This is a genomic window from Vreelandella neptunia (assembly GCF_022489065.1).
In the GTDB taxonomy this organism is placed as follows: Bacteria; Pseudomonadota; Gammaproteobacteria; order Pseudomonadales; family Halomonadaceae; genus Vreelandella; species Vreelandella neptunia_A.
In genome coordinates, this window is sequence record NZ_JAKVTW010000021.1 from 25,159 (window position 1) to 50,019 (window position 24,861).

A 24,861-nucleotide genomic window follows, 5' to 3' on the forward strand; every position below is an offset into this window, starting at 1 on the left:
TAAAGAATGCCATAGCGGAGTGTGGAAACTAGACTTTGAAGATGGAACTTCTATTGGCTCAGGCAAAAGACTAACGTCACACTTTCTTCAGTATTAGCCGGGTTTAGAGTCAAAAGTTACTTCATTGTTTTTACAGCTAGTTGATCGGTATACGCTAATTTGAGTAACCCATAATGACCCTTCCTAAGCCTTTACTCGAGCGCCGCAAAGCTCTATCTGCCAACGAGCAGCGTTTTATTCTTGCTGGCTGGAAATACCTCCTAAATGTCCGGCGTGAGCCCGTATGGTTTCCAACATAGCGGTTGCTGCAGCAGAGGGCGAACCGCGGGAAGGTGTAATGATACCCAGCGAGCGAGGAACATAAGGAGCGATTAAAGGACGCCAACCTATTCCTTCCGCAGAAATCTGGCGGAAGCTAAGTGAGGGAAGCGCAGCAACGCCGAGGCCTGCGGCCACCATTCGTCCGGCGGTACCAATCTGGCTTACTTCACACATCAAATCCATTTCCAAACCTTGGTCTTTTAACACAGTTTCAATCGCCTCGCGCGTACTTGAAAGACGGCTCAACCCAATAATGGGATAGTGCAGTAGCGTCTCCCAAGGAACGGTGTCTAACGCCAATAAGGGATGCCCATGAGGACATACCGCTACAAAGTAGTCTTCCACGAGAGGTTCAAAATGGGTTGCTTCTGTGCGGAGTGGCTGAACCGATAGACCTATATCCGCGCGATGATCACTCACAAGGTCATCCACCTGGGAGGCCAACACATCGTGAACATTCATCGCAATATTGGGGAATCGGCGACGGTAATCTGCTAGTACTGTCGGCAAAAAACCTGCCGCTAGTGTAGGCAGCGCTGCCAGAGTTATTTTCCCTCTCTGCTTATTGAACAGTTCACCAATGTCGCTCAGAGCCTCATCCCAATCGCTAATCAGTCGTCTAGCGGTGTGCAGAAAAAACTTTCCTTCCGGGGTAAGTTGCACGCCGCGAGGAGAACGATTGAACAGTACACCACCCACACACTCTTCTAATTTACGGATGGCGATACTTAGTGCTGGCTGAGACATGTGTAGGCGCTCGGACGCCTCCACGAAGCTGCCAAACTCAGCGATAGCAACAAAGGCTTTTAGTTGTCGGATTGAAGGTTGCATAAATAAAGTAAAAGTCTCATTCGTATAAATATATTAGACAAATGCTAGCAGGTTCTTCCATTCTTAATAAGTCAAATGAAACGCACCTTCTGGAACCAAAAACCCACAATACCCAGAGAGAGCAATTGCTATGTACTCACTAAAAACGCCGCTCATAACTGCCATCCTCAGTGCTGGCTTGATCGCTGGCACTTCGGCCCAAGCAGAAGAACAGCTCTTAATCGGCTCTACCTCCACATCGTCTAGCCAATACGGCTACTTTGTCGCCGTTGGGCAAATTATTAATCAGCATGTGGATGATGTGCGCACCTCGGTAGTAGAAACCGGTGCCACAGTGGACAACTTGCGCCGCATTTTAAGAAACCAAGTGGATATGGGACTCGTCACCACGAACGTCGGCTATCACGCCTATGCGGGTGAAGGTGAGTTTGAGGGCCGCCCCGTGGATAACCGCCTTCTTTGGGTCTACTCCCAGGCACCACAAAATGTTGTGATGCGCGAAGATGCTGGCGTTACGAGCATGGCGGAATTGGACGGTGCTCGTCTCAACCCAGGCATTACCGGTTCTGCTACCGAGGCAACCACTATCGAAGTCATGGAGACATTGGGTCTAGCTCCGGAATATGTACGTGGTTCCACCACTGATGTAGTTGCCGGTGTAAAAGACAACCGCATGGCAGGATACGTCAAATCCGGCGTGGGCGAAAAGCTGGATGGCTCCTCCATGGACATTGCAACCTTTACGCCCATCCAAGTGCTTTCCCTAAGCGATGAACAAACTGAAATCCTGAGTGAACAGATGCCGGACATTTCAGTCGTTAACATTCCTGAGGGAGCAGCTGATGGAGTGCCAGCTTACTCCACTTGGAGCTTTGGTTTAGCGATGCATTCAAGCCCTGAGCTCAGTGAAGAAACGGCCTACCAAATTGTTAAAGCCGTTATGGAGAATCCTGAACCGCAAGTAAGTGCGCTCGCTAATCTCGCCGATGTCGATATCGCAGAACTCACCCTAAGCAGTGGAACGGTGCCCTTTCATCCAGGAGCCGCGCGCTATTTTGAAGAGCAGGGATACGAGATTCCTGAACACCTGATGCCGACAGAATAAGGCGAGGAGCTCGGTTCCATGCGCAATAAACTGCTAATGCTGGTCGCCCTTCTTTTGGGCGGCTTCATCTTCTACACCTCAGCGACCGGGCCTTTTGAAAGCTTGGTTCACCGCAGTCTCTTTCTTGCGCTGGTCATCGGGCTGGGATTACTCACCTATCCACTGGGCGCTGATAAGGCTTGGCGCCCCTTAGGGATAGTTATTGATTGCATATTAGCTTTGGGAGCAATAACCGCCTGCCTGTTTATTACTTTCAACGCTAACAGCATTCTGACTACCTTACCCTGGGCAACGACGCAGGATATGGCGCTCACTGCCATTTTAGTGGTGTCCATTTTGGAAGTTGCCCGACGGGCTATTGGATGGGTATTCCCACTACTAGTGACACTGGGTATCGCCTATGCGCTGCTGGGTGACCGATTGTCAGGGCCGCTCAGCCATCGAGGTTTTGATGCTAGTTTCGTAACGGAAACGCTGTTTCTCGGTGATTTAGGCGTATGGGGGATGCTACTCGGCGTAGCCGCCACCACCATTGCCGCGTTTGTACTCTTTGGAAGCCTGCTGCTCCACACAGGTGGCGGCCAAACCTTTATTGATCTTTCAATGCGCATCGGCGGGCGTAGCCAAGGGGGGGCCGCCAAAATTGCGACGGTGGCTTCCAGCCTGTTCGCTATGGTCAGCGGAAGCGCGGTAGCCAACGTAGCCACCACGGGCAACTTCACCATACCTATGATGAAACGGCTCAAATACCCACCGGCCTTTGCTGGCGGGGTGGAGGCCGTTGCATCTACCGGGGGCCAGATCGCGCCACCGATTTTAGGCGCGGCGGCCTTTATCATGGCCGAGATATTAGGTGTCAGCTACGTCACGATTGCCCTAGCTGCCGTATTACCCGCGTTCCTTTTCTATGTGGCCGTTTTTTTTACGCTGCACTTAGTGGCTGTGAGAAACGCATTTCCTTTAGTGCCTGAAAGCGAGCTTCCCGCTTGGCCAGACGTACTTCAATTTAAGCGTCTAATTCCTATTGTTGCCGCTCTGGGAGGTTTGTTTGGTGGCGTTCTCAATGGCTACTCCATCCAATTCGCGGCTTTTCTGGGTATTACCTTCCTGTTGATCAGTTACCTTTTCTTTGCTTTCTTGGATCGAACGCCGCCCCGACAAATCGTACGTGCACTACTGACAGGCCTGGAGGATGCCGGTAAAGGCATGGTCATCATTGGCGTTTTGCTAGCAGGGGCACAGATTCTGGTGGCAATGCTCAACCTAACGGGTATTGGCGTCACGCTTTCGACGCTAGTCGTCAGTGTCGCTGGTGAGCAGGTTATCTTGGTGGCGTTAATTGTCGCAGTCATCTGCCTCATTATGGGCATGGGTATTCCTACCACCGCTGCCTATGTGCTGGTCGCTGCCGTACTGGCACCTGCGCTGACCCGCATCGGTATCGAACCCTTAGTCGCCCATCTGTTCGTGTTCTATTTTGCGACCATATCGGTCATCACCCCGCCCGTGTGTATCGCGGTTTTTGTTGCCGCAGGGATCGCTAAGGCGGGCTGGTTACAGGTCGCGGGTCACGCGATCCGCTTGGGGGCCACCACCTACATTATACCGTTCCTGATCCTGGCATACCCCGCGCTTATCGGTTTAGGCGACGCCTGGGACATTACTCTTGCGGCTGCTCGTGCCATGGCCTTTGTATTGGCTTTCGCCGGCATATTGGGAGGCGCTCGCCTTTTCGGCAATCGAGGGCTGGATAATGCGCTGCTGGCAATCACAGGACTATTGGCGCTGGTGCCGAATATGGCACTTGGCTTAGTGGGCATTGCGGGCCTGACGGGGCTCTATTTATGGGCGTGGCAATCCTCTCGGCGTATTGCACTTCAAGGAGCGGAGCTATGAGTCACCAAGGACTGAGCATGACGAATATTGCGATGATTGGCTGTGGCACTATCGGCATTAGTTGGACCGCCTACTTTCTTTCTCGCGGTTTACATGTCACGGCTTTCGACCCTGATGCCACCGCCCGCGCCAGCTTTGCTCAGCGCGTGGCTGAGGATATGCGAGCCCTTGGTGCCGATATCCGCACGCCCGTGGTTGCGCCCACATTGGCAGAGGCCTTACAGGGCGCAGAGCTGGTCGTCGAAAATGCGCCTGAATCCGTAGCACTCAAGCAACAGTTATTAGCAGATATTCAACAGGCAGCGCCATCGCAAGTGTTGGTGGTGAGCAGCACTTCCTCTTTAAAGCACTCTGATATCACAAAGGGTGCGCCTGCGCCTGAGCGCATTATTATCGCTCATCCCTTCAATCCGCCCCACCTAGTCCCTCTAGTCGAACTCTACGGGCCGGATACTGAGCTGGTGCAACGATTGCTCGACTTTTATCGAAGCATCGGTAAGCAACCGGTGATGCTACGTAAAGAGATGATTGGCCATATTGCGAATCGTCTCTCTTCGGCATTGTGGCGGGAAGCGCTTTATCTATTACAGGAAGGCGTAGCAAGCGTGGAAGATATCGACCTTGCTGTGACAGCGGGGCCGGGGTTGCGTTGGGCCATTCAAGGGCCGTTTCTGACCTATCATCTGGGCGGCGGCCAAGGTGGCATTCGCCACTACTTGGAACACCTCGGTCCTAGCCAGGAGTATCGTTGGGCAAGCCTAGGACAACCGACCATGAACGACGAACTTTATGCTCAAGTGATCCATGGGGTTGAATCCGCGACGCAAGGGCAATCACTGCCTGACCTTTTCTCTGAACGAGACCGACAGTTGACGGCTATTCAGCAAGCGCTGGCAATTAACGTAAAACAGGAGGAGACCCTATGAGCCTCTCACCTTGTTTGCTAATGGTAGCCCCCAATGGGGCTCGGCGCGTCTATCAAGACCATCCCGCTATTCCTCTCACCCCTGAGGAACTTGCAAGAGATGCACAAGAGTGCCTGGCAGCAGGCGCCTCCGCCATGCATGTGCATGTACGTGAAGCCAGCGGGCGTCATTTACTGGATGCTGGTGCCTACCAAGATGCCATTAACGCCATTAAGGAAACCGTAGGAGATCAATTACTCCTTCAGGTCACCAGCGAAGCCGGAGGGCGGTATTCTCCATCAGAACAACGTGATGTGATGGAGGCGTTTCAGCCAGACTATGTTTCTATCGCGGTGCGTGAATGGTTCGGTGATGCTCATGAAGTTCAAGCCAGTGGCGAGCTGTGCCGTTACCTGGCCAGCCGCGGAACACACATTCAATACATCGTTTACTCGCCTGAAGACCTCACCCACTTCAATCGCTTAAGAGAGCAAGGTGATGTGCCTAATGGGCCTGCTTTTTTACTCTTCGTACTTGGGCGCTACGCGGACCCACCCATTGCCGACCCAAGCCGCCTACCGGGCTTTCTACAAGCATTAGTGGCTGGCGACCATTGGGCGGTCTGCGCGTTTGGGCCGACTGAAGGAGATTGCTTAGCGCTAGCGGCCCAGCAAGGTGGTCATACCAGAGCTGGCTTTGAAAATAATCTATGGCGAGCGGATGGCCAACTCGCCACTAACAATGCCGAGCTAGTCGCCACGACCAAAGCCCGTATCGAAGCGACTGGACGCCGGGTAATGAGCGCATCCGAAGCACGTCGTTTTCTCGTAATTAACAACTCTGCTAATACAGGGGTGACCTTATGACGGTAGTGGTGGGTTGCGGCGCAGGCTTCTCCGGTGATCGTACCGATGCGGCTAGGCCGCTAGTTGATGCCCTCATGTCTTATGATGCCCCTCGTGCGCTGATGTTTGAAACACTCGGGGAACGCACTCTGGCGGCTGCCCAGTTACGCCGGATCAAAGATCCTGACAGCGGCGATGAGCCGCTGCTGGAAGAGTTCTTATCGCCAGTTCTGAGTGACTGTCTGGCTAACCACATTACGATTCTGGGTAACTTTGGCGCGGCTAACCCAGATGCTGCGTGTCGTCGCATTCAGCAGTTGGCTAAGCGCTTAGGTCACTCTCAAGCGTGCTTGGCTACTATTCAAGGCGATGATGTTAGAGACCGCCTGCATGCACTTGACTGGCAGGCCTGGGAGGGCGAAAAGCGGTCTATTTCAGCACTTGAGCAAGTGGTAGCAGCCAATGTCTATCTCGGTGCAGATGCCTTAATAGAGGCAATGACCCAAGGGGCTCAAGTCGTGATTACAGGACGGGTGGCCGACCCCTCACTGGCGCTTGCCCCGCTCTGCTATTACCACAACTGGGCAAGAGATGACTGGCACAGCCTCGCCGCCGGAGCATTAGCAGGCCATTTGATTGAGTGCGGCACGCAAGTGACCGGCGGTTACTTTGCTGATCCGGGAGTTAAAGAGGTCCCTGGCATGGCCTCCTTAGGCTATCCCCTCGTTGAGGTTGAGCGTAACGGACGACTGATAGTGACCAAGCCAGCCGGTACGGGCGGTTTAGTCACCGAGCAAACGGTCAAAGAGCAGCTGCTGTATGAAATACATAACCCCAGCGCTTATATCACTCCCGATGTCGTGATCAACCTTGAGCACGTCAGGATCAAGCAACTTGCCAAAGATCGTGTTGAAGTCACCGGTGTACGCGGCAAGCCAGCGCCTGATCGTTTAAAAACCACTGTTAGCTTTCTGGATGGTTACCAAGGCGAAGCCGAGATTTCCTATGCGGGCCCTAATGCTTTCGCTAGAGCAAGCCTAGCCAGAGAAACTCTACGCCAACGTTTGGCATTACGCTGCCCCGCCAATCTGCGCACACGATTTGACTTAATTGGTATTTCCAGCGTTTTCGATGGCGACTCACAACTCGCTGCTAGAACTATAGAAGAAGCCGCTAGCGACATTCGGCTTCGTCTTGCAGTAGAGCACGCAGATAAAAGCGTGGTGGAGCTGGCAACGCAGGAGTTATTAGCACTCTATTGCTGCGGGCCAGCGGGAGGAGGCGGCGTACGACGCCACCATACACAACGCTTAAAAACAGCCTCGTATTTGGTGCCCAGGCAACAAGTTGCCCCCACCGTTACACTGCATGGAGGAGAGGGTAATGAGTGAACTATTGCACCGCTACGCCCATGCCCGGGCAGGCGATAAAGGCGACCGACTCAGCTTAGGGGTGTTTGTGTATCAGGATGCTCACTATTCCTGGCTGGTTGAGCAGTTGTCGGAATCAAGCGTTGCTGCTCTATTTGAGCATAGAGGTGTTAGTCACGTGACCCGTTACTTACTTCCTCATCTTAATGGAATGAATTTAGTTCTGGACAATGCACTACAAGGTGGCGTCAATGGCGCTCTAAACTTGGATGGGCACGGTAAAACTCTGTCGGCCCTATTGTTATCCATGAAGGTGACACCGCCACAGATCTAGCAGCCTGCGGTCGGCTAAAGTTGTTGCCAAACATCTGACCAAGCCAATTAAGTGCTTTTCCGCTACCAGTGCTACTTTGCGCCCCCGCAGGAGGGGCTGAGCTATTCTTCCTAAGCTCCTATCCAGCTGAGGTAGAAGTGCTCAACGATGTTAACGGTGGCTTGGTAAACCTATACCGCTAAGTGCAGAACCACCTTGAGGCGTTCGTCAGGCAGTCCAAGTGGGCGCTTTCCAGCCGCCAGGTGTTTGAGTGGTTGAAGATGACGCGGCCTGAGACGCTCACTGATATACAGCGGGCCGACCGCTTCTATTACTTCCAGCAGCATGCCTTTGGTGCCCTCATTGAAGGCCAAACGTTTGGCACTGCCACTACCACACCACCAGGCTTGAACCTACTGCTCTTAGAGGTGACGCTATCAGCGGCTCACTTGCGCCTACCAAGCACCTTTATAGAGCATCTATGACAGAACTGCATTGAGCGCTATGACCGCCCACACTCTCTCTTTTATATGAACCCGCCCTACTGGCAGACAGAAGGATATGGAGTACCCTTTGGCATAGAACAGTACGAGGAAATGGCGAGCATTTTGGCCAAGGGCAAGGGCATCATCAGCCTTGGACTGCCCTATGTTCTCCGGACACTTCTAGTCTATTATGCTTGGTAGCGCTAACTCGTAGTTCACTGGACTCATATAGCATTGCTGGAGTGTAGCCGCACCAAGTTATAAAACACTTCGATATACTCGAAGATCACATGCTTCGCTTCAGCCCGCGTTTTGAAGTCTTCATGGTGAACCAGTTCCGTCTTCAGAGTATGGAATAAGCTTTCTGATGGGGCATTATCCCCGCAATTTCCCTGTCGACTCATGTTGCACCGATAACCATGTTGCGTTAGCAGCTTCTGGAAGGTGTCCGACGCATACTGGCTTCTTTCCATGCATGTAGGTGGCTAGTGGCGCCTCCAGATCAGTGTCGGACAGAGGTAGTTCAAACCGAAACAGATCCGCCCCTCGAGGGGCGGATCTGGTGGCAAAGGGTGTATTTAGAGCCCAGCTGGCTCGTCTTTTTCTGACTCATGTGCAAGTAATCGGACGTGATCCGCGACCTAACGGAACCTTACCCGTCTAATTGGCCAGTACCCCCTGACTCAGCCACCGAAGCGGGGCTCTGGGATACCTGTAACACCCAGTCCAGTGATGGCGAAGAGACTGCCGCGCTGCACTCCGTCGCTCGGAAAGCGAGGTAGCGGCGGCTTAGCCATAGAGGTAACGTAGAGCACGTCTAGATCGGGTCCGCCGAACTGCACACTCGTCACTTTTTTTACCGGCATCTTGATTTCTCGATCTAGTGTGCCGTCGGGCGCAAACCGACAGATCCGCCCGTCATAGACCAATGCCATCCAGTAGTAACCTTCGGAGTCCACCGTTGCTCCGTCCGCAGCTCCGCCATTTAATGTATCAACCTTGGCGAAGGTTCGCCGATTAGAAATCTCGCCCGTGGTGATGTCGTAGTCATAAGCCCAGACTTCGCCAGTCCAGGTATCGGTGAAGTAAAAGGTCTTGTCGTCGGGACTGAAGCAGGGTCCATTGGAACAAATGATTCCATCCTCGAGCTTGGTCACGGTCATGTCCGGGTCAACGCGGTAGAGTGCCCCCTTCGGACCCTCTTCCATCATATCCATCGACCCGGCAAAGAAGCGGCCCATCCGGTCACATTTTCCATCGTTGATGCGGGTATCTACCAGATTGGACTCAGGATCATGCAACAGCTCGCAGTGGCCGCTTTTGAAATCCAGGAGCCAGAATCCTTTATCGAGTGAAAGTATAGCCCCCTCACCATTCTTGCGAAGCGCCATCGAGCCGATCTTGCCCGGTACGTCCCAAGCTCTCAGATCTGTTCCGTCAGCGGCACAGCGAAATACCCGACCGTCCATTGAGTCGATAAAATAGAGTCGCTGTTGCTCCACATCCCACACCGGACCCTCGCCCAGCGTAGTCTTGACGTCCAGTAATATGTCAATTTGCATATTTCCTCCTCCTCAAAAATTCACCGCATTGCCACCCTTGAGCGAGAGCATCTCTCGTGCTTCATCGGGCGTCGCAATTTCCAGGCCTAGCCCCTCAACGATGTTTCGCGCCTTGACTACCTGCTGGGCATTAGACTCCGCGAGTTTGCCGCGGGAAATCCAGATCGAATCCTCTAATCCCACGCGGATATTTCCACCCATCGCAACTGCCTGCGTGGCGATACGGAACTGATCTTTACCCGCTCCAAGTACGGACCAGCGGTAATCACTGCCAAACAGACGATCGGCGGTGCGCTTCATGTGCATCACATCCTCGGGATGTGTGCCGATTCCTCCCAGAAGACCGAACACCGACTGCACGAAAAAAGGTGGCTTCACCAAGCCTCGGTCAGCGAAATGCGCGAGGTTATAGAGATGCGAAATGTCGTAGCATTCGAATTCAAACCGTGTGCCATTGCCATAGCAGGTTTCGAGCACGTATTCGATATCCTTGAACGAGTTTCGAAAGACCAAGTCTCGCGAACCTTCAAGGTGATCTCGCTCCCATTCGTACTTAAATTCCTTATACTTTGCGAGCAGTGGGAAGAAACCAAAATTCATTGACCCCATGTTCAACGAGGCAACCTCAGGCTGCCATTGCGCGGCTGGCTGCACTCGTTCCTGCACGGTCATATAGGGTGAGCCGCCCGTGGTGATGTTCACAATCGCATTGGTAGATTGTTTGATCCGCCCAAGAAATGGCCTGAATGCTTCAGCGGACTGATCGGGTTTGCCCGTTTTAGGGTCACGGGCGTGGAGGTGAAGTATCGACGCGCCCGCCTCTGCTGCAGAGATTGCTGCCTCAGCGATCTCATCAGGTGTAATGGGTAAATGTTCCGACATGGTCGGGGTATGGATTGCGCCCGTCACGGCGCAAGTAATAATAACCTTGTTGGGCATGAGTTAGTCTCCAATCTCGTTCGCGGCACGCCGCTTGTGGTCGGCCAGCGCCATCAGCCGGCGGTCACGCCAAGCTTGGCGCTCGGAAAGTTTCTCCTGGGGCAGCGCCACACGGCGATCCGCCTCGATCTGGTCCAACACTTTACCCTGCCAGTCGGCTGCGGGCTGGCCAGCTAAGTTTTCATAGACACCGGCATAACGGCCGACGTAGTCGCGCACACCGCCGGGGGCGTTGAGATCGATAGTCTCGAAGGGCCCCATGAAGGACCAACGCAGCGCAAGACCTTCCCGGATTCCAATATCGACGTCTTCAGCACTTGCGTAGCCGCCTGCGACAAGTCGGAACGCCTCATGCAAAAGCGCGCCTTGCATCCTATTCATAACGAAACCATCAATCTCTTTAGTCATGACTATGGGTTGCATACCGGCGGCCCGCAGCATTTCCGCCGTGCGGTTTATTAGCGATTTGTCGGTCCAAGGCGCTGGTACCAGCTCGGCCGCCGGCACGAGGTAGGACGGGTTGATTGGATGATTCACCATGACACGGGCGCGGCCCTTTAGCCCCTCGGAAATGGCCGAGGGAAGCAGCGCCGAGGAGGAGGAGGCTAGCACAGTCTCCGGTGCAGCCACCGCATCAAGCCGCGCAAAGATTTCCCGTTTTATCACAAGATTCTCGAAGGTGCTTTCCTGTACGTGAATGGCACCATCAAGCGCTTCTTCTAACGTGCTGGCTGTGTGGATGCGCGCCAAAGCATCGGTGGCGGTGCAGTCGATGAGGCCGAGTTGTTCCAACTCAGGTAGTACCTCGGCACAAAAGGCGCGGGCGGCTTCGGATGCCTCGGGCTTGGCGTCCCATAAACGAACCTCGTGGCCCGCTCGGGCGAAGACTATCGCCCAGGACCGTCCAATCAGTCCTGAGCCGATACAAGCGACAGGAGCTAACATCACAGTGCCTCCACGTTGCCATCAACGGGAAAACTCTGGCCCGAAAGGTTTCTCCCAGCCTCTGAGATCAAATAGGCTGCCATGTCCGCCACATCCTCTGGAGGGGTCATTCGGCGCAGCGAAATGCGTCCAAGGTACTCCGCTTTCATATGCTCGTAGCTAACGCCAGTTTGCTCAGCACGGGCAGTAATCACGTTCTCCATACGCGGCCCTTCGATGATCCCTGGCAGGATTGCGTTGGCCCGGATGTTCGACGGTCCCAGCTCTTTGGCCAAGGATTGGGTGAAGCCGATGACACCCCATTTGGCTGAGGAATAGGGAGTGCGGTAAGCATATCCGAACTTCCCCGCTGACGAGGAGATGTTGACGATGGCGCCGCCACCGGCGGCTTTAAGCATGGGCACTGCGTGTTGCGAGCACAGGAACTGACCGGTCAGACAGATATCGATGCAGCGCTTCCAGTCGGCAAGCGGTATCTCCTCGACACCGCCAGTTGGCCCGGAGATTCCAGCGTTATTCACTAGGGCGTCGAGACCGCCGAGCTTTGTCTTTATTGCAGCGAAGAAATCTGCGACCTGAGCTTCGTCGGAAACATCGGCAACGGTGGCGACCTCGACACCCAGCTCTTCTGCCGCGGCGTCGAGCGACATCTTATCCACGTCACAGATAGCGACTCGGGCTCCTTGCTGTATCAGCCCCCGTGCGATGCAGAAGCCGATTCCCCCGGCCCCAGCGGTAACGGCCACACGCAAACCGCTTAGGCCTGGCAATTTCATACTAGTCATTGTCTCTTCTCCTTCATTCCTTGATTGCGACCACTGCCGCCAGGATTAATACTCCGAAGAACACCGCTCGGAAAGCGCTTGGCAGTGACGTACCCGCCAACAACATCTGCATTGCAGTCAGCAGCAGTGCCCCACCCAACATCCCTACGTAATGGCCCCGGCCACCGGTGATGAGGGCGCCGCCAACCACCACAACGGCAATCGAGGGCAGCAGATAATCATCACCCATGCCAAGGCTTGCTTGACCCGAGAATCCAGCAAGTAGAATCCCCACCAGCGCCGCACAAAGCGCTGAGAGCACGTAGACCGAAACAATTACTCGTCCGACGGGCACGCCCGACAAGCGTGCAGCAAGCTCACTGTTGCCCACGGCATAGACCTGACGACCGAATTTGGTACGGTTAAGCAGCAGAATGGCGAAAGCGACAAAGACCACCATAAACAGGGTCACTGGTGTGAAGCCCATTACCTTACTGGTCATAAGCCAGCGCAGGGAGGGAGGTGCGAAGCCGGCAGGCGAGCCATCCGACCAGATCAGTGCTGCACCTTGCAGGAAGCCGTTCATTGCAAGCGTCACGACGATGGGGGAAAGGCCTAGGGCGACCACACCTAGCCCGTTGAGCACACCGATGGTGGTGGCTACGAGAAGTACGATCGGAATCGCGATCCAGAGGCCAATATCCTGCCCGCCGACGAGCCCGGTGAGCATCACACCTGAGAGTGCGATACACCAAGGTAGTGACAGGTCGAGTCCACCAGTGAGGATCACCGCCCCCTGACCCAGAGCGAGGATGGCCAGGAAGCTCGACAGCACAAGCAGGGAGTCCCAATAGCGTTGATTGCCGAAGACATTGCTCAGAACTACTTGCGAGACGATTATCACGAATAGCAAACAGATGTAGCTCGGCAGTACATGGCGTAGCGTAGGCCCATGTCGCTGCAGAAAACTTGAAGGTGGCACATCTTCGCCGGGCGCGGTGAAGGTCAACCGTCTATCCTCTCGCGCGCGTTGCCCAGCTAGCTGCCCGGCGCGCCGCGCGCCAAGCCCTGCCTTCAAATCACGCAGTCGCTTCGACAGCACGCTATCACGCGACAGCGACCCCATCAGAACGGCGATCATAAGTACCGCACTTTCAGCGATGGTTGAGTAATAGGCTGAGACGTTCAGCGACAATAGCAGATTGACAACGATCATTAGCACGTAGGCACCAAAGAGCGGGCCTACTATGCCGCCCTTCCCGCCGCCCAATCGAGTACCACCTATCACCACTGCTGCGAAAGTCGGCAGTAACAAAGAATTACCCACCAGTGGGTCGCCCGCCCCGGTTTGCGCGCTCACGAATACACCAGCAAGACCATAGAGACCACCCGCGAGAACATAGGTCGCGAAAGTCACCGCCTTGGTATGTAGCCCAGTGGTGCCCGCAGCCTCTGAGTCGCTTCCCACGGCATACAGCGTCACACCGAAGGAAGTGCGCTTCAGCCAGAGCCACAACACGGCCACTACCAACAACAGCACCACCGGTGCAGGTAGCAGACCCGGGATCACATCCCCCAGGTAGGCCATGCCCAGCGAGGGCGACACGAAACCGCCCGGGCTAGCCATTACCAGAAGTGTAATGCCCTGCACGATGAACATTACCGCAAGCGTCACCACGATGGGCTGCAGTCGCATTACCGCTACAAAGAACCCATTCACTGCACCGACACAGGCTCCGATGCCGATGCCTATGAGGGTCCAGAGAAGAACTGAGGCCTCCTCCTGTGCAGGATCCATTGAGGTCGCCAGCACGGCGTTGACCAGCGAAACAACTGCCCCGGCCGATAGGTCGAAACCGCCAGAAAGGATCACTAACGACTGCCCTGCAGCGGCGATAGCAGTGGTTGCGCCGCCGCTCGCCAAAAAGGAAATGTCGAAGTAGTTCAGAGGGTAAGGGGATAGCCCCGCATTCAGCCACATCAGTGCCAAAAAGACAAAGACGGTAACGATGACTGCCTGTCCACGGCGCGCAGCGAGCATCATCCCATTTAAGCTCCCACCAAGCATTCCGAACCGATAGCGAAATCTCTGTTTTCTCGCCTGATCCATCATGTGCTCGCCTCCCGTGCAGCGGCCTTAGCCAATGGGTCTACCCCACCCAGAGTCTCCTGCATAATTGCGTTTTCTGTCAGCGTCTCGCCCTCCAGCCAGGAGGACAGCCGACCCTCGTAGAGCACACCCACTCGGTCACAAAGATGCACAAGCTCGGGAATCTCGGTGGAGTGGAACAGTACCGACCCACCAGCATCGGTAAATGCGCGGAATAGCGCGTAGAGTTGTTCCTTAGTGCCCACGTCGATGCCGCGTGTCGGGTCGAAGAGCAAAAGGATCCGACTCTGCGCCACCAGCCACTTGGCTATTACGATCTTCTGTTGATTGCCGCCGGAGAACGCTCCAGCTGGCATATAATGTGCACGCTCATCTACCTCGACCGCCGCAAAAGCCCCTGCGGCCGCACGCGCCTCTGCACCTTCATTTAGCAGTAAGCCACGATTGAAGCGCCCCAGCGCTGGCAGCGTGGCGTTTTGACGACCTGACAGTTTTAGGAACAACCCTCCTGTCTTGCGCTCTTCAGGCACCATACCGATTGCGACGGAGGGATCCAGTGCATCGGCTGCCGACCGCAGGTGTAGTGTCTTACCATCCAGTTCAATGCGCCCTGCAGTTACTATCTCTTCACCGAAGAGCGCGGGAAATAGTGACTCCTGCCCCATGCCCTGAAGCCCAGCGATGCCCAAGATTTCCCCCTTATGCAGTGACAAATCAAGCTCCCGCAACTTCGGTCCTGCGGATAGCCCCCGCGTAGCGAGCACCGGCGTCTCGCCGCTGCGATCACACACCGGACGGCGCGGCGGGAAAGCGTTTTCGACCGACCGACCGATAATCAACTCAACCACTTCGTCGTCTGTCACCGCATCCACACGGGATGAATAGACCGATTTGCCGTTGCGCAGGATCGTCATCGTGTCACAGAATGCGCGTACCTCAGGCAACCGGTGGGAAATAAACAACACAGTGATGCCACGCGCTTTCGCGCCAGCTATGATCCGGCCAAGCCATTCAACATCCTCTCCTGAGAGCGCAGAAGTTGGTTCGTCGAGCAGTAACACCGAAGGGTTGCGACTAAGCGCGCGTGCAATCTCAATCTTCTGCCGAGTAGCGAGGTTCAACTCCGATGCCAACGCGTCGGGATCGATATCTAGCTCAAGTGCATCGAAATGTTGCAGCACCTCATGCCGAACGCGGGTTCGGTTCAGTGTGCCGAACAGCGTCCAAGGCGCTCGAGGCAGCAGCATGTTGTCTAGCACCGTCAGATCGGGGATCAACGTTAATTCTTGAAAAGCGGTTTGGATGCCTCTTGCGTGAGCGTCGCGCGCGCTTTTAAGGGCAACAAGTTGGCCGTGAATACGAATTTCACCGCTGTCGGGCCTAATCAGTCCCGAAAGCAATTTCATTGTGGTGGATTTGCCAGCACCGTTCTCCCCCAGTAACGCATGGGCAGAGCCGGGAGCTACCTTAAATGTAACGTCGCTGTTTGCCAGGGTCGGGCCATAGGCCTTGGTTAGGCCCTGTACCTCGATCCCAGGCACTGTTTCATGGTCTGCGGACATAGTGTTTCCTTGGAGTCCCGGAATTTCGATAGCTCCGGCGGCATAGACCGCCGGAGCTCAGAAGGGCTCAGTTTTCCGGCTGCCCTTCAAGGGCTGCGTCCAAGCCCAACTGCGGTAGCTCTTCGGAAAAGATCGAGGCGAACCATCCGGGGTTCGATACCAAGCTGGGGTTGAAGACATTGCAGCCCGCTTTCTGCTCATCCCAGCTACCTGTCTCACACAGTTGAACCGTTTCATTCGTAATGAGTGGTAGTGGCAGTTCGGTCCGCTTGTCGACCTCCTTTCCTTCAAGGATATCTACGGCAAGCTTAAATGCCATCGCTCCGGAATAAGGAGGCGCAGCGTAAGAAATGCGAGGGGCCCCGAATGGGGCGTAGGGTAACTCTGCCCCATCGACCTCCGTCCCCAACGGAAGCATCTGAATGCGCCCACCATTTGATCCTTCGCCAGCACAGGGGGCCACATCCTCGGGGGCGATCCCGGACTCGAGTTGCATAGCGTTGGCGGTATAGCAGCCAACCTGCATCCACAAACCATCCACATCAGACCAATCGCGGGTCGACATAAGCTTGTTAAGCTCCGTGCGCGCAACAGCTTGGCTCCACATACCATCGGCCTCGCCAATGACATTAATACCATCATGCTGCGCAAAAACCTCCTTGGCAGCCTGCGTTCGGGCGGTGTCGACCGACGTGCCAGGCACCCCGTTGACGAGAATAATGTCACCCTCTCCATCAAGCTGATCGACCAGCCATTCCGCCGTCTTTCGGCCCGCCTCGGACTGGTTGATGGTAACGTTGTAGGCACAGGGCTCAGTAATCTCGCCATCATAGGCAATGATTTCCACACCACGAGCACAGGCACTTCTGACGACATTATTCAACGCTGTGGGTGATATCGGATAAACCACAATGGCATCGGCACCCGCTTGCACCATTGCGTTTATTTGCTGAATCTGGCGTTGAGTGTTGGGGCCAGCCACTTGCACCTCCAGATTAGCTTTGTCGGCATAGTCGCTGCTAGCGGCCAGCGCCTTGATCATGTTTGAGGCTTCGGCCTGCCAGTCATTCCCGCTGTAGCTCATCGAGAGGTAAATGTCATAGGGCTCCTCTTGTGCATGGCCTGGCGTTGGCACCGCCGAGTAAAGTGCAACGGCTGCGGCGCAGACAGCACCCTTGTAACTCAAATTCAGCATGTGACCTCCTATTGTTTAAGCGGCTTCTTACGAGCCGTTTTTTTAAGATAGGTAGTTTTTGATTTTTGATCAATTATTGAAAGGTATACTTTAGGGGCAGCAGGCGTATAATTGGAGCAAAGAAACAAGGATTGAAATCGATGTTTGAAGGAGTGATGCCGCTGAAGCATGAGACCTTGCAGTCACAAGTGCATCAGCAATTATGCGAGCTGATTCTCCAAGGTGCCTTTGTGCCTGGAGAGTCAGTGACGGTGGCGCGTATCGCTAAGGCTCTAGATGTGAGTCCCATGCCAGTCCGCGAGGCGATCTCGCAGTTAATGGCGCTCGGAGCATTGACCGTGGTCTCCGGGCGATCCGTCGGCGTGCCCCGGCTAGGTCCTGCAGAGCTTGCCGATCTACGTAAGGTTCGTATCGAGGTCGAGACAACCGCATTACGTTGGGCGGTCGCGGCTGCGGACGAGGACTTTATCGATCAGCTGGCCGGAATCCTTGCCGAGATGGAAAAAGCCGAGAAGGCCGGGCGGGTTAAGGAATTCATCCATGAAAACTACAAGTTCCATTTCGCCATCTACCAGCATGCGGGATCGCCGTTACTTCTCGATATCATCGCGACGCTATGGTTGAGAATAACGCCGCAGTTCCACCTTTTGCAGTCATCGGGGCACTATCGCGTGTCAAATAGCCAGCATCGCGACCTTTTGGTAGCAATCTCTTCCCGTGATACCGAGGCTGCCGTAGTAGCGCTGAAGGCGGATATCGACAGCGCGTATGCTGTGATAAGTATGGCGATCGGCGAGAGGCAGTGAGACCGCCTCCCGTCATGTTGGGGCCGTGGTCAGACTAAAGCGGGAATGTGCATTCTCCACTACGTTGCGCCCGAAGGTGTCCGATTACAGTCGTTTCCTACGCCCCCCTGCCCCAGAAGGCCCGAATTGGTCGAGTCGCAAAACGGAAATAGAAGGTCACTTGTTCACGGTTCTCACTATGCACTAACGGTAATGATTAACGACTCAAGAACTCGGCAAACTGCATCAGCTCTTTTCAATGCTGCTGAAAGAAACCGCGCCTGACACGCCGAACCGCCGCAATATTCTGGCAACATTCGAAAATATCGAGCGCACCATGGGCTGTGGCGCAAGGCCGTCATGCCAATACTAAGCCGTTCTATAGCCCTTTTCGGCAGGTAAGGTTTTGGGCCCTCCGAGCTCCACCACCCCGATGGTTTCGCGCTTGATCGTGGTCGCTTCTTATTGCGCTATCGGGAGGCTCTTTATATAAGCCTCGATAGCCTCACGAACTTGCTTTGTTATTGGGAGATGGTGCTTCTCGGCCTGCCAGTGCTGGTGGAAGCGTACGACAGTTTCGTGAGCCGTATCCATAACAAGCTTTTCGGCAATGGCGACTTTGGCTGCCAAATGCTCAAACTCGTCGTTGGTCAGTTCGGCGAAGGGACGAGTCCGGCTGATCTTGAGTCCCATAACGTCGTTGGGGATATAGGGGATGGTCGAAAGTACCATAAGGCTACATCATCCACTCATTGACGGTGTTGCGTTCAGAAACTGCACCCGTCAACTGGCTACCAATCGTTCGAATACTGCTGTCGCAAGTCGATACTGACTGCCATCGGGTTCAACGCGCCCGTACAGCATCCTTTTGAATGATACGGGCTAAATACTCCGGAATTTTGACTTCCGGGTTGTCTCGAAATTGCTCCAAACGATGTTGCACCTTCGACTCAGACGCCGTGAGGTGCCTGAATAGGGATTTGCGTGCCTGTTCTGACTTTCGTAAAAGCATCAAGCTGAAAACTTCCCGGTGTTCATCAAAGAAGGGATCACTTTGGGGAAAGTCGATCTTGCCCCCCAGCAGGTGCTTGCTAATCAGCAGTATGGGACGTGTACGTTGCAGCATGGTCACGACCTCATCGTTTCCACCAGCCACCATGGCATGCTGATGAAGATCATTTTCCAGTTCGTCGAGAAGCCTGCCCTGGATATTGGGGTATTGGTTTTCGGCACTGTCTAGACGCTCAATGTACCGTTTGATATCGGAATCAGGGAGGCGACCAGTGGCTTGAGCGATCATGAAAGGTTCAAGCTGCTGTCGAGCCGCATACAGTTGGTGAAGACGGTCGTCATCCAGTGGTACCACCGTCCAACTGCTGTATTTATTGTTTTCAACCAAACCCAGGGACTGTAGATAAAGCAGAATCTTCTGCGTGGTGGTCCGGCTGACGTCAAGTGACTTAGCGAGCTTCAGTTCGTTTAGTTCCATGCGGCCCAGCATCGAGCAATAAACGATGTCACGCTCAATCTCTTCGGCAAACTTCCTCCAGGAGTCGATGCGCCGTACAGACACCTCTCCACCGGCTAGTGAGAAATCCTTCTCGGTAATCTGTCGTCTGATTACCTCTTTCGGTTGGTTCCCGACCAAATATCCTCTTCCGTCGAAACGACTGATTTTCTCTTCGTCGTGAAGCCTTGCGAGCGTTTGGCGAACTGGAGAGCGACTTAACTTGAAAATCTCAGAAATGTTGCTTTCCAGCAGCACAAGACCAGTTTCAAGGTGGCCACACTCCATGCTCTCGACCAATATGTGGTAGAGCTGATCTTTTAGAGTACCCATTTCGACTCTCCGATACCGTGTCGCTTGCTGTTTCTGCTTGTAGCGTCCTACTTGCAGGGCAGGCGCCTGGCCAAGGGGACATGGCGAAAACGAAAGTACCTGCAGCGAGGCCGTGCCTTCGGTTGTCACTGCTCACTAGCGTGTCTATTCATGTTACCGGGTCACCGTAAAGGTCGGTAGTAGGCTTCGCCAACACAGTCAGAGGCCATCGAACCTTCATATTAGCGTGCACTTCTCGGCCTGAAAGACAGCCCCTGACCGATTCAGCACTTCACCCTGCCTGTCGCTAGACAATGCTGGGTGGGCAGCACAACCTACGCTAGGCGTTGGCAAGACGGCGCGTCGACGAGCGACCTCAAGCGGCGTCTTCCCAGGTCCGGCCGACGATGGTTTGTCGTCATTACTAGCTTGTCGGGTAGTTGACCTGACATCCTGCAAACGACCGGCCGGATCGATAGGCTGGTAAGCTGCCATCGCCACTGCTGCGGGGCATCATCTAGGTAACGGCGCCGACCATCCACGGGACGAATTCATTGTTGCCATATCCCAGGGTTTCGCTCACGCTCAATTCTCCTGACGCAACTGCTATGATCTTCTCAAAGATCATTTCGCCGACTTCCTCGACACTTGCCGTGCCATCAGCGATAACCCCGCAGTTGATGTCCATGTCTTCGGCCATGCGCTCATACATGATGGTATTAGTCGCGAGCTTGATGGACGGAGCTGGCTTGTAACCGGATACGGAGCCTCGACCGGTGGTGAAGCAGACCATGTTGGATCCAGAAGCAATTTGCCCCGTGACAGATACCGGATCGTAGCCAGGGCTATCCATGAAATTGAAACCGGATCGAGTACGAGGCTGGGCATACTCGAGGACATCATTGAGGCTGGTGGACCCACCTTTGGCAACCGCCCCCAGCGACTTTTCCAATATAGTGGACAGGCCTCCGGCCTTGTTTCCCGGAGAAGGGTTGTTATTGAGCTCTGCACCATTGATCTCTGTGTAGTGCTTCCACCAGGCGATACGGTCTAGGAGCTTGCCTGCCACTTCCTTGCTCACGGCACGATCCAGGAGAAGGTGCTCGGCTCCATATATTTCAGGAGTCTCGCTGAGAATCACACTTCCACCGTGCTTGACGATGAGATCCGCGGCGTGCCCGAGCGCCGGGTTTGCGGTTATCCCGGAGTAGCCATCCGATCCACCACACTGGAGGGCTACGGTGAGGTTACTCAAAGGACTGGGTTGACGTACTGGCCTTGGTTGGCTGTGCGCCATGTCGAGGATCTTGTTGCGTGCCAGTTCAATGCTTGCCCTAGTGCCGCCAATGTCCTGGATATTGAAATAGTAGAGACGAGATGTATCGGACAATCCCGATTTTTCGACCAGTTGCTTGACCTGGTTTGTCTCGCAGCCCAGACCGATGATCAGAACAAAGGCGAAGTTCGGATGTCTTGCATAGCCTGCGATTACCCTCTCCAGAAAGGCAAAACCTTCCGTTTCGGTATTCATGGCACAGCCTGAGCCATGTGTCACCGGGACGACACCATCATAGCCAAGCGCTTCGACTTCACCAGACGCGTTTAGTTGTTCAGCGGCCATTTTCGCGACCGTAGCTGAGCAATTTACCGTGGAAAGGATACCAATATAGTTCCGTGTACCGGTCTGACCATCCGAACGAAGGTAACCATTGAAGTGGCTGGTGCTGGATTCAGCGCTGGTCGTCAGCGCTGGAGAAAACCCTTCCAGGGATGTGGTGCGCTCGAGCATCGATACATTATGTGTATGTACATGCTCACCCTGGGCTATGTCACAGCTGGCATTGCCGATGACCTGCCCATATTTGGTGATGCTGTCGCCAGCAGCTATCGCCTTCAAGGCAACCTTGTGGCCCGCATCAATATTCTGCAAGGACAGGTTGGAGTCATCGTCAATCGGCATGCCTTGCGGCAGGGCACGAGCGGCGACCCCAACATTGTCCTGGGGATTCAAACGAATGACAGCGCACGTGTTGTTGATTAACTGCATGGACGGCCTCTGGAGGAGAAATCGCAAACTGGCAAAAAGCCTATCAGCTTTGGAAAGCATGACGATTAGACTATAGTATCACAAAACGTTCATTGCGCACAATGAACGTTTGCTTTAGCTTTGGCCTCGCATGCTGCCCGGTTGCCCTCACCAGGGCAGATCAAAAAAAGCTACAACAGGTGACTCATGAAAAAAGCAAAATCATTTTTGACGGCTGCGACCCTTACGCTTTCAAGTGGTGCCATGATGGTTGCCGCGGCCAACGCCCAGGCAGCGACCTCGCTGCGCCTCGCACACACCTTCAACCCTGGCGAAGCTAGTTACGAACTGCTGAATACTTTAGGCGATCGGGTAGAAGAACGAACCAATGGTGAGCTCAAGATTCAGGTATTCCCGAGTGAACAGCTTGGATCAGAAGTACAGCTGCTCCAACAGTCAAAGAATGGTTCCGTCGATATCGTTGTACCGGGCTATTCCGGCGCCAGCACGCTTCTCCCGGCCATGGAAATTTCAAACGCGCCTTTCATTTTCCAAAGCTGGGATGAAGCACGTCATATTCTGGAAGGGGAAGCCTATCAGCCGATCTTCGATGAGCTGAAGGAGCAACACAATCTGGTTCCTCTGGCAAAGACCTGGTACTGGGGTTGGCGCAACCTCACCTTCAATGGTGATGAAGTCCATAGCGTCGAAGACATGAAGGGGCTCAAGGTTCGCGTGCCTGAGTCGCCGGCCTGGGTAGAAATGGTGAAGGCGTTCGATGCCTCCCCGACCCCGATCCCTTTCAGTGAGGTCTACTTGGCGCTGCAGCAGGGTACTGTCGATGGTCAGGAAAATCCGATTCCCACCATCTATTCTCGCAAGTTCTATGAAGTTCAGGATCAACTGGTCATGAGCAAGCACATGCTGCAAAGCCAGGTTGTGCTGATGAACTCTCAGAAGTTCGAGTCCCTATCGGACAGCAACCAAGAGATTCTCCGGGAAGTAGTTCAAGAGCTGGCCCAGGAGAACTATGAGCTGCAGACCGAGCGTGAAGCCTCCATGCTTGAAGAGCTTCGTGCTGGCGGCCAGATCAATGTTATCGAAGACATTGATCGTGCGTCCTTCGAGCAAGCCTCCGAGCAAGCCAGGGAAAACCTGGTCGATCGCTGGGGTGAAGAAGACTATCGCCGTGTAATGACAGCGATTGAAGACTACCGCAACTAAATACTGCCATCTTTCCGCCTTGTCTCGCTGGCTTGTCGCCAAGGGCAAGGCGGCGATTGGTTAATGGTGAAACATGACTAGTTTTCTTGTGAAAGTGAACAGTGGTTTGCTTACAACAGAGAAGGTGACCATCGGTGTAATTCTGGGTGTGATGGCGCTGCTTCTCACGTTGGGAGTGGCGTTTCGATACCTCCTTGGCGCTCCTTTCGTATGGAGCGAAAGTGTGTCGAAACTGCTGATCGTCTGGTTGACATTTGTGGGCACTAGTGTGGCTTTCGCTGAGAAACAGCATATTACCGTGGATTCAGTGGTATCTGCCATGCCGAGCAGCGTGAGAAGCGTCGTTCATACACTGGTTCTGCTCATCTCCATTGCCATCCTTGGCACCATGGCGTTTCTTGGATACGAGTACTGCCAAACGGTGGTCAGCAGTACATCTCCGATATTAGGTATATCCCTTGCCTGGTTCGCTTATGCAATGCCGCTGTTCTTTATATTCAGCGCTTTTCACTTAATTGCGAACGCTATCGTGGAACGCTCTTTCAATGCGTTCGAAACAGATATGGAAAATGTATAGGTGTGAAATGCTGATTATTATACTCGCCGTACTGTTTTCCTTGATTCTTCTTGGTATGCCAATTGCTCTGGCGATGCTAGGCGCCTCCGTGATATCCATCATCTCTCTGGATATTCCGCTGAATGTACTGGCGCAACGGGTGTCTTCCGGGGTCGAGTCCTTTCCGTTGCTGGCCATACCTCTTTTCATGCTCGCCGGCGGCATCATGAACAAGAGTGGTATCAGCGAAAGGCTTTTCGATTTCACCAGATCCCTGGTCGGCCACCTGAGAGGCGGACTTGCCCACGTCAACGTCCTGTCCAGCGTTCTGATGGCCGGCATCTCCGGTTCTTCTCTTGCCGACTGCGCCGCGACGACACGGGTCATGGTTCCTCAAATGGAACGCAATGGCTATGATCGTGGATTTTCAGTTGCTCTCACGGCCTCTTCTGCCACGCTGTCTCCTATCATTCCCCCTTCGATACTGATGGTCGTTTATGGCTGGCAGGCCAATATTTCCATTGGCGATCTTTTCATTGCAGGCATCCTTCCTGGGCTGCTGATCGCCTTCCTGCTGACCCTTCTCATCACCGGCATCAGCATCGTCAAGCAATACCCGAAGGATGAAGGTTTCCAACGTTCTCGCGTGGTCAGCTACTTCAAGAAGTCGGTATGGGCGTTGCTCATGCCCGTATTGATTATCGTCGGGTTCCGCATGGGCATCTTCACCGTCACCGAAGTTGCCGCGGTCGCCGTTGCGTACTCCTTCTTCGTAGGGAAGTTTGTTTACAGAACATTGAGCTGGAAGGACATGGGAGAGCTGCTCGTCTCCACGTCACGTGAGGCGGCTTCCATCTTGATCATTATCGCTGCTTCGGCTCCTCTGGCCTGGTCGCTGAGCATATTGCAAGCGCCTCAGGAAGTGGTCACATGGATCACCGGGCTGACGGATGACCCCCTGATGGTTCTGCTGCTGCTGAACCTGGCGTTGCTGGTCATTGGCATGTTCATGGAAACCATCGCCGTAATCATCGTCCTCGTGCCGATACTAATTCCTCTGCTGAATGCTCTGGATATCAGTCTTGTCCATTTCGGCATCATCATGCTGTTCAACCTGCTGATTGGACAGATTACCCCGCCGCTAGGCGTCCTGATGTTCGTAAGCTGCAACATTGCCAAGTTGAGCACGCTGCAATTCCTGCGCTCTTCTCTGCCGTTCTTCCTGGTGCTGCTGCTGGCCCTTCTGGTGATCACTTACGTTCCCGGCTTGTCCCTGGCATTCATTAACTAACAAGGTCGACAT

At 54.3% G+C, this 24,861-nt stretch carries 22 protein-coding genes and 1 pseudogene; 11 read left to right on the plus strand and 12 right to left on the minus strand.

Features of this window, described 5'->3' with window-relative positions:
- Positions 1-234: 234 nt before the first annotated feature.
- Positions 235-1,152, minus strand: a complete 918-nt coding sequence (locus MLE19_RS20010; RefSeq protein WP_240719926.1) for a LysR family transcriptional regulator — start codon at positions 1,150-1,152, stop codon at positions 235-237.
- A 130-nt stretch (positions 1,153-1,282) separates the two neighbouring features.
- Here MLE19_RS20010 and MLE19_RS20015 point away from each other — a divergent pair, with 130 nt between their 5' ends.
- From MLE19_RS20015 to MLE19_RS20045, 7 genes are all read left to right on the plus strand, one after another.
- Positions 1,283-2,257, plus strand: coding sequence for a TAXI family TRAP transporter solute-binding subunit (locus MLE19_RS20015; protein WP_240719928.1), 975 nt, complete (start codon positions 1,283-1,285; stop codon positions 2,255-2,257).
- Between the two features lie 18 nt (positions 2,258-2,275).
- A complete protein-coding gene (locus MLE19_RS20020) occupies positions 2,276-4,153 on the plus strand; it encodes a TRAP transporter permease (protein WP_240719930.1) in 1,878 nt (625 codons plus the stop codon).
- Positions 4,150-5,079 carry a 3-hydroxyacyl-CoA dehydrogenase NAD-binding domain-containing protein gene (locus MLE19_RS20025; protein WP_240719931.1) on the plus strand — a complete coding sequence of 310 codons (930 nt, stop codon included), beginning with the start codon at positions 4,150-4,152 and terminating at the stop codon, positions 5,077-5,079. Before MLE19_RS20020 ends, MLE19_RS20025 begins: the two co-directional genes overlap by 4 nt.
- The gene (locus MLE19_RS20030; protein WP_240719932.1) at positions 5,076-5,924 is read left to right on the plus strand and encodes a 3-keto-5-aminohexanoate cleavage protein; all 849 of its coding nucleotides are present in this window, start codon (positions 5,076-5,078) and stop codon (positions 5,922-5,924) included. Before MLE19_RS20025 ends, MLE19_RS20030 begins: the two co-directional genes overlap by 4 nt.
- A complete protein-coding gene (locus MLE19_RS20035; RefSeq protein ID WP_240719933.1) occupies positions 5,921-7,294 on the plus strand; it encodes an acyclic terpene utilization AtuA family protein in 1,374 nt (457 codons plus the stop codon). The genes MLE19_RS20030 and MLE19_RS20035 overlap by 4 nt, the downstream gene beginning before the upstream one ends.
- Positions 7,287-7,607 carry an AtuA-related protein gene (locus tag MLE19_RS20040; protein WP_240719934.1) on the plus strand — a complete coding sequence of 107 codons (321 nt, stop codon included), beginning with the start codon at positions 7,287-7,289 and terminating at the stop codon, positions 7,605-7,607. Before MLE19_RS20035 ends, MLE19_RS20040 begins: the two co-directional genes overlap by 8 nt.
- A gap of 260 nt (positions 7,608-7,867) precedes the next feature.
- Positions 7,868-8,071, plus strand: coding sequence for a hypothetical protein (locus MLE19_RS20045; protein WP_240719936.1), 204 nt, complete (start codon positions 7,868-7,870; stop codon positions 8,069-8,071).
- Between the two features lie 180 nt (positions 8,072-8,251).
- On the opposite strand, the pseudogene MLE19_RS20050 reads toward MLE19_RS20045, so the two are convergent.
- From MLE19_RS20050 to MLE19_RS20085, 8 genes and pseudogenes are all read right to left on the minus strand, one after another.
- Positions 8,252-8,535, minus strand: a pseudogene (locus MLE19_RS20050) (IS3 family transposase); the annotation flags it as partial.
- 219 nt (positions 8,536-8,754) lie between these two features.
- On the minus strand, positions 8,755-9,633 hold the full coding sequence (locus MLE19_RS20055; protein ID WP_240719938.1) for an SMP-30/gluconolactonase/LRE family protein: 879 nt from the start codon (positions 9,631-9,633) through the stop codon (positions 8,755-8,757).
- Between the two features lie 12 nt (positions 9,634-9,645).
- Positions 9,646-10,572 (minus strand): 3-keto-5-aminohexanoate cleavage protein, encoded by a 927-nt coding sequence (locus tag MLE19_RS20060; protein ID WP_240719940.1) that lies wholly within the window; start codon positions 10,570-10,572, stop codon positions 9,646-9,648.
- A 3-nt stretch (positions 10,573-10,575) separates the two neighbouring features.
- Positions 10,576-11,517, minus strand: a complete 942-nt coding sequence (locus MLE19_RS20065; RefSeq protein ID WP_240719942.1) for a 3-hydroxyacyl-CoA dehydrogenase — start codon at positions 11,515-11,517, stop codon at positions 10,576-10,578.
- Positions 11,517-12,302, minus strand: coding sequence for an SDR family oxidoreductase (locus tag MLE19_RS20070; RefSeq protein WP_240719943.1), 786 nt, complete (start codon positions 12,300-12,302; stop codon positions 11,517-11,519). The genes MLE19_RS20065 and MLE19_RS20070 overlap by 1 nt, the downstream gene beginning before the upstream one ends.
- 13 nt (positions 12,303-12,315) lie before the next feature.
- Positions 12,316-14,325 carry an ABC transporter permease gene (locus MLE19_RS20075; protein WP_240719945.1) on the minus strand — a complete coding sequence of 670 codons (2,010 nt, stop codon included), beginning with the start codon at positions 14,323-14,325 and terminating at the stop codon, positions 12,316-12,318.
- Positions 14,326-14,390: 65 nt separating this feature from the next.
- Positions 14,391-15,953 carry a sugar ABC transporter ATP-binding protein gene (locus tag MLE19_RS20080; protein ID WP_240719947.1) on the minus strand — a complete coding sequence of 521 codons (1,563 nt, stop codon included), beginning with the start codon at positions 15,951-15,953 and terminating at the stop codon, positions 14,391-14,393.
- A 67-nt stretch (positions 15,954-16,020) separates the two neighbouring features.
- On the minus strand, positions 16,021-17,148 hold the full coding sequence (locus MLE19_RS20085; protein ID WP_240719949.1) for a sugar ABC transporter substrate-binding protein: 1,128 nt from the start codon (positions 17,146-17,148) through the stop codon (positions 16,021-16,023).
- Between the two features lie 140 nt (positions 17,149-17,288).
- On the opposite strand from MLE19_RS20085, the gene MLE19_RS20090 reads away from it, so the two are divergent.
- On the plus strand, positions 17,289-17,954 hold the full coding sequence (locus tag MLE19_RS20090) for a GntR family transcriptional regulator (RefSeq protein WP_240719951.1): 666 nt from the start codon (positions 17,289-17,291) through the stop codon (positions 17,952-17,954).
- Positions 17,955-18,395: 441 nt separating this feature from the next.
- Here the strand turns inward: MLE19_RS20090 and MLE19_RS20095 are convergent, their stop codons facing one another.
- The 3 genes from MLE19_RS20095 to MLE19_RS20105 form a co-directional block, all read right to left on the minus strand.
- Positions 18,396-18,665: a hypothetical protein gene (locus tag MLE19_RS20095; protein WP_240719953.1), complete on the minus strand. Its 270-nt coding sequence runs from the start codon at positions 18,663-18,665 to the stop codon at positions 18,396-18,398.
- 112 nt (positions 18,666-18,777) lie between these two features.
- The gene (locus MLE19_RS20100) at positions 18,778-19,773 is read right to left on the minus strand and encodes a GntR family transcriptional regulator (RefSeq protein WP_240719955.1); all 996 of its coding nucleotides are present in this window, start codon (positions 19,771-19,773) and stop codon (positions 18,778-18,780) included.
- Positions 19,774-20,269: 496 nt separating this feature from the next.
- Complete coding sequence (locus MLE19_RS20105; protein WP_240719957.1) at positions 20,270-21,799, minus strand: UxaA family hydrolase; 1,530 nt, start codon at positions 21,797-21,799, stop codon at positions 20,270-20,272.
- A 186-nt stretch (positions 21,800-21,985) separates the two neighbouring features.
- Here MLE19_RS20105 and MLE19_RS20110 point away from each other — a divergent pair, with 186 nt between their 5' ends.
- The 3 genes from MLE19_RS20110 to MLE19_RS20120 all read left to right on the plus strand — a co-directional run bounded on the left by MLE19_RS20110 (position 21,986) and on the right by MLE19_RS20120 (position 24,849).
- Positions 21,986-23,002: a TRAP transporter substrate-binding protein gene (locus MLE19_RS20110; protein ID WP_240719959.1), complete on the plus strand. Its 1,017-nt coding sequence runs from the start codon at positions 21,986-21,988 to the stop codon at positions 23,000-23,002.
- Between the two features lie 73 nt (positions 23,003-23,075).
- Positions 23,076-23,579 (plus strand): TRAP transporter small permease, encoded by a 504-nt coding sequence (locus tag MLE19_RS20115; protein ID WP_240719961.1) that lies wholly within the window; start codon positions 23,076-23,078, stop codon positions 23,577-23,579.
- 7 nt (positions 23,580-23,586) lie between these two features.
- Positions 23,587-24,849 (plus strand): TRAP transporter large permease, encoded by a 1,263-nt coding sequence (locus MLE19_RS20120; RefSeq protein WP_035581708.1) that lies wholly within the window; start codon positions 23,587-23,589, stop codon positions 24,847-24,849.
- Positions 24,850-24,861: the final 12 nt, after the last annotated feature.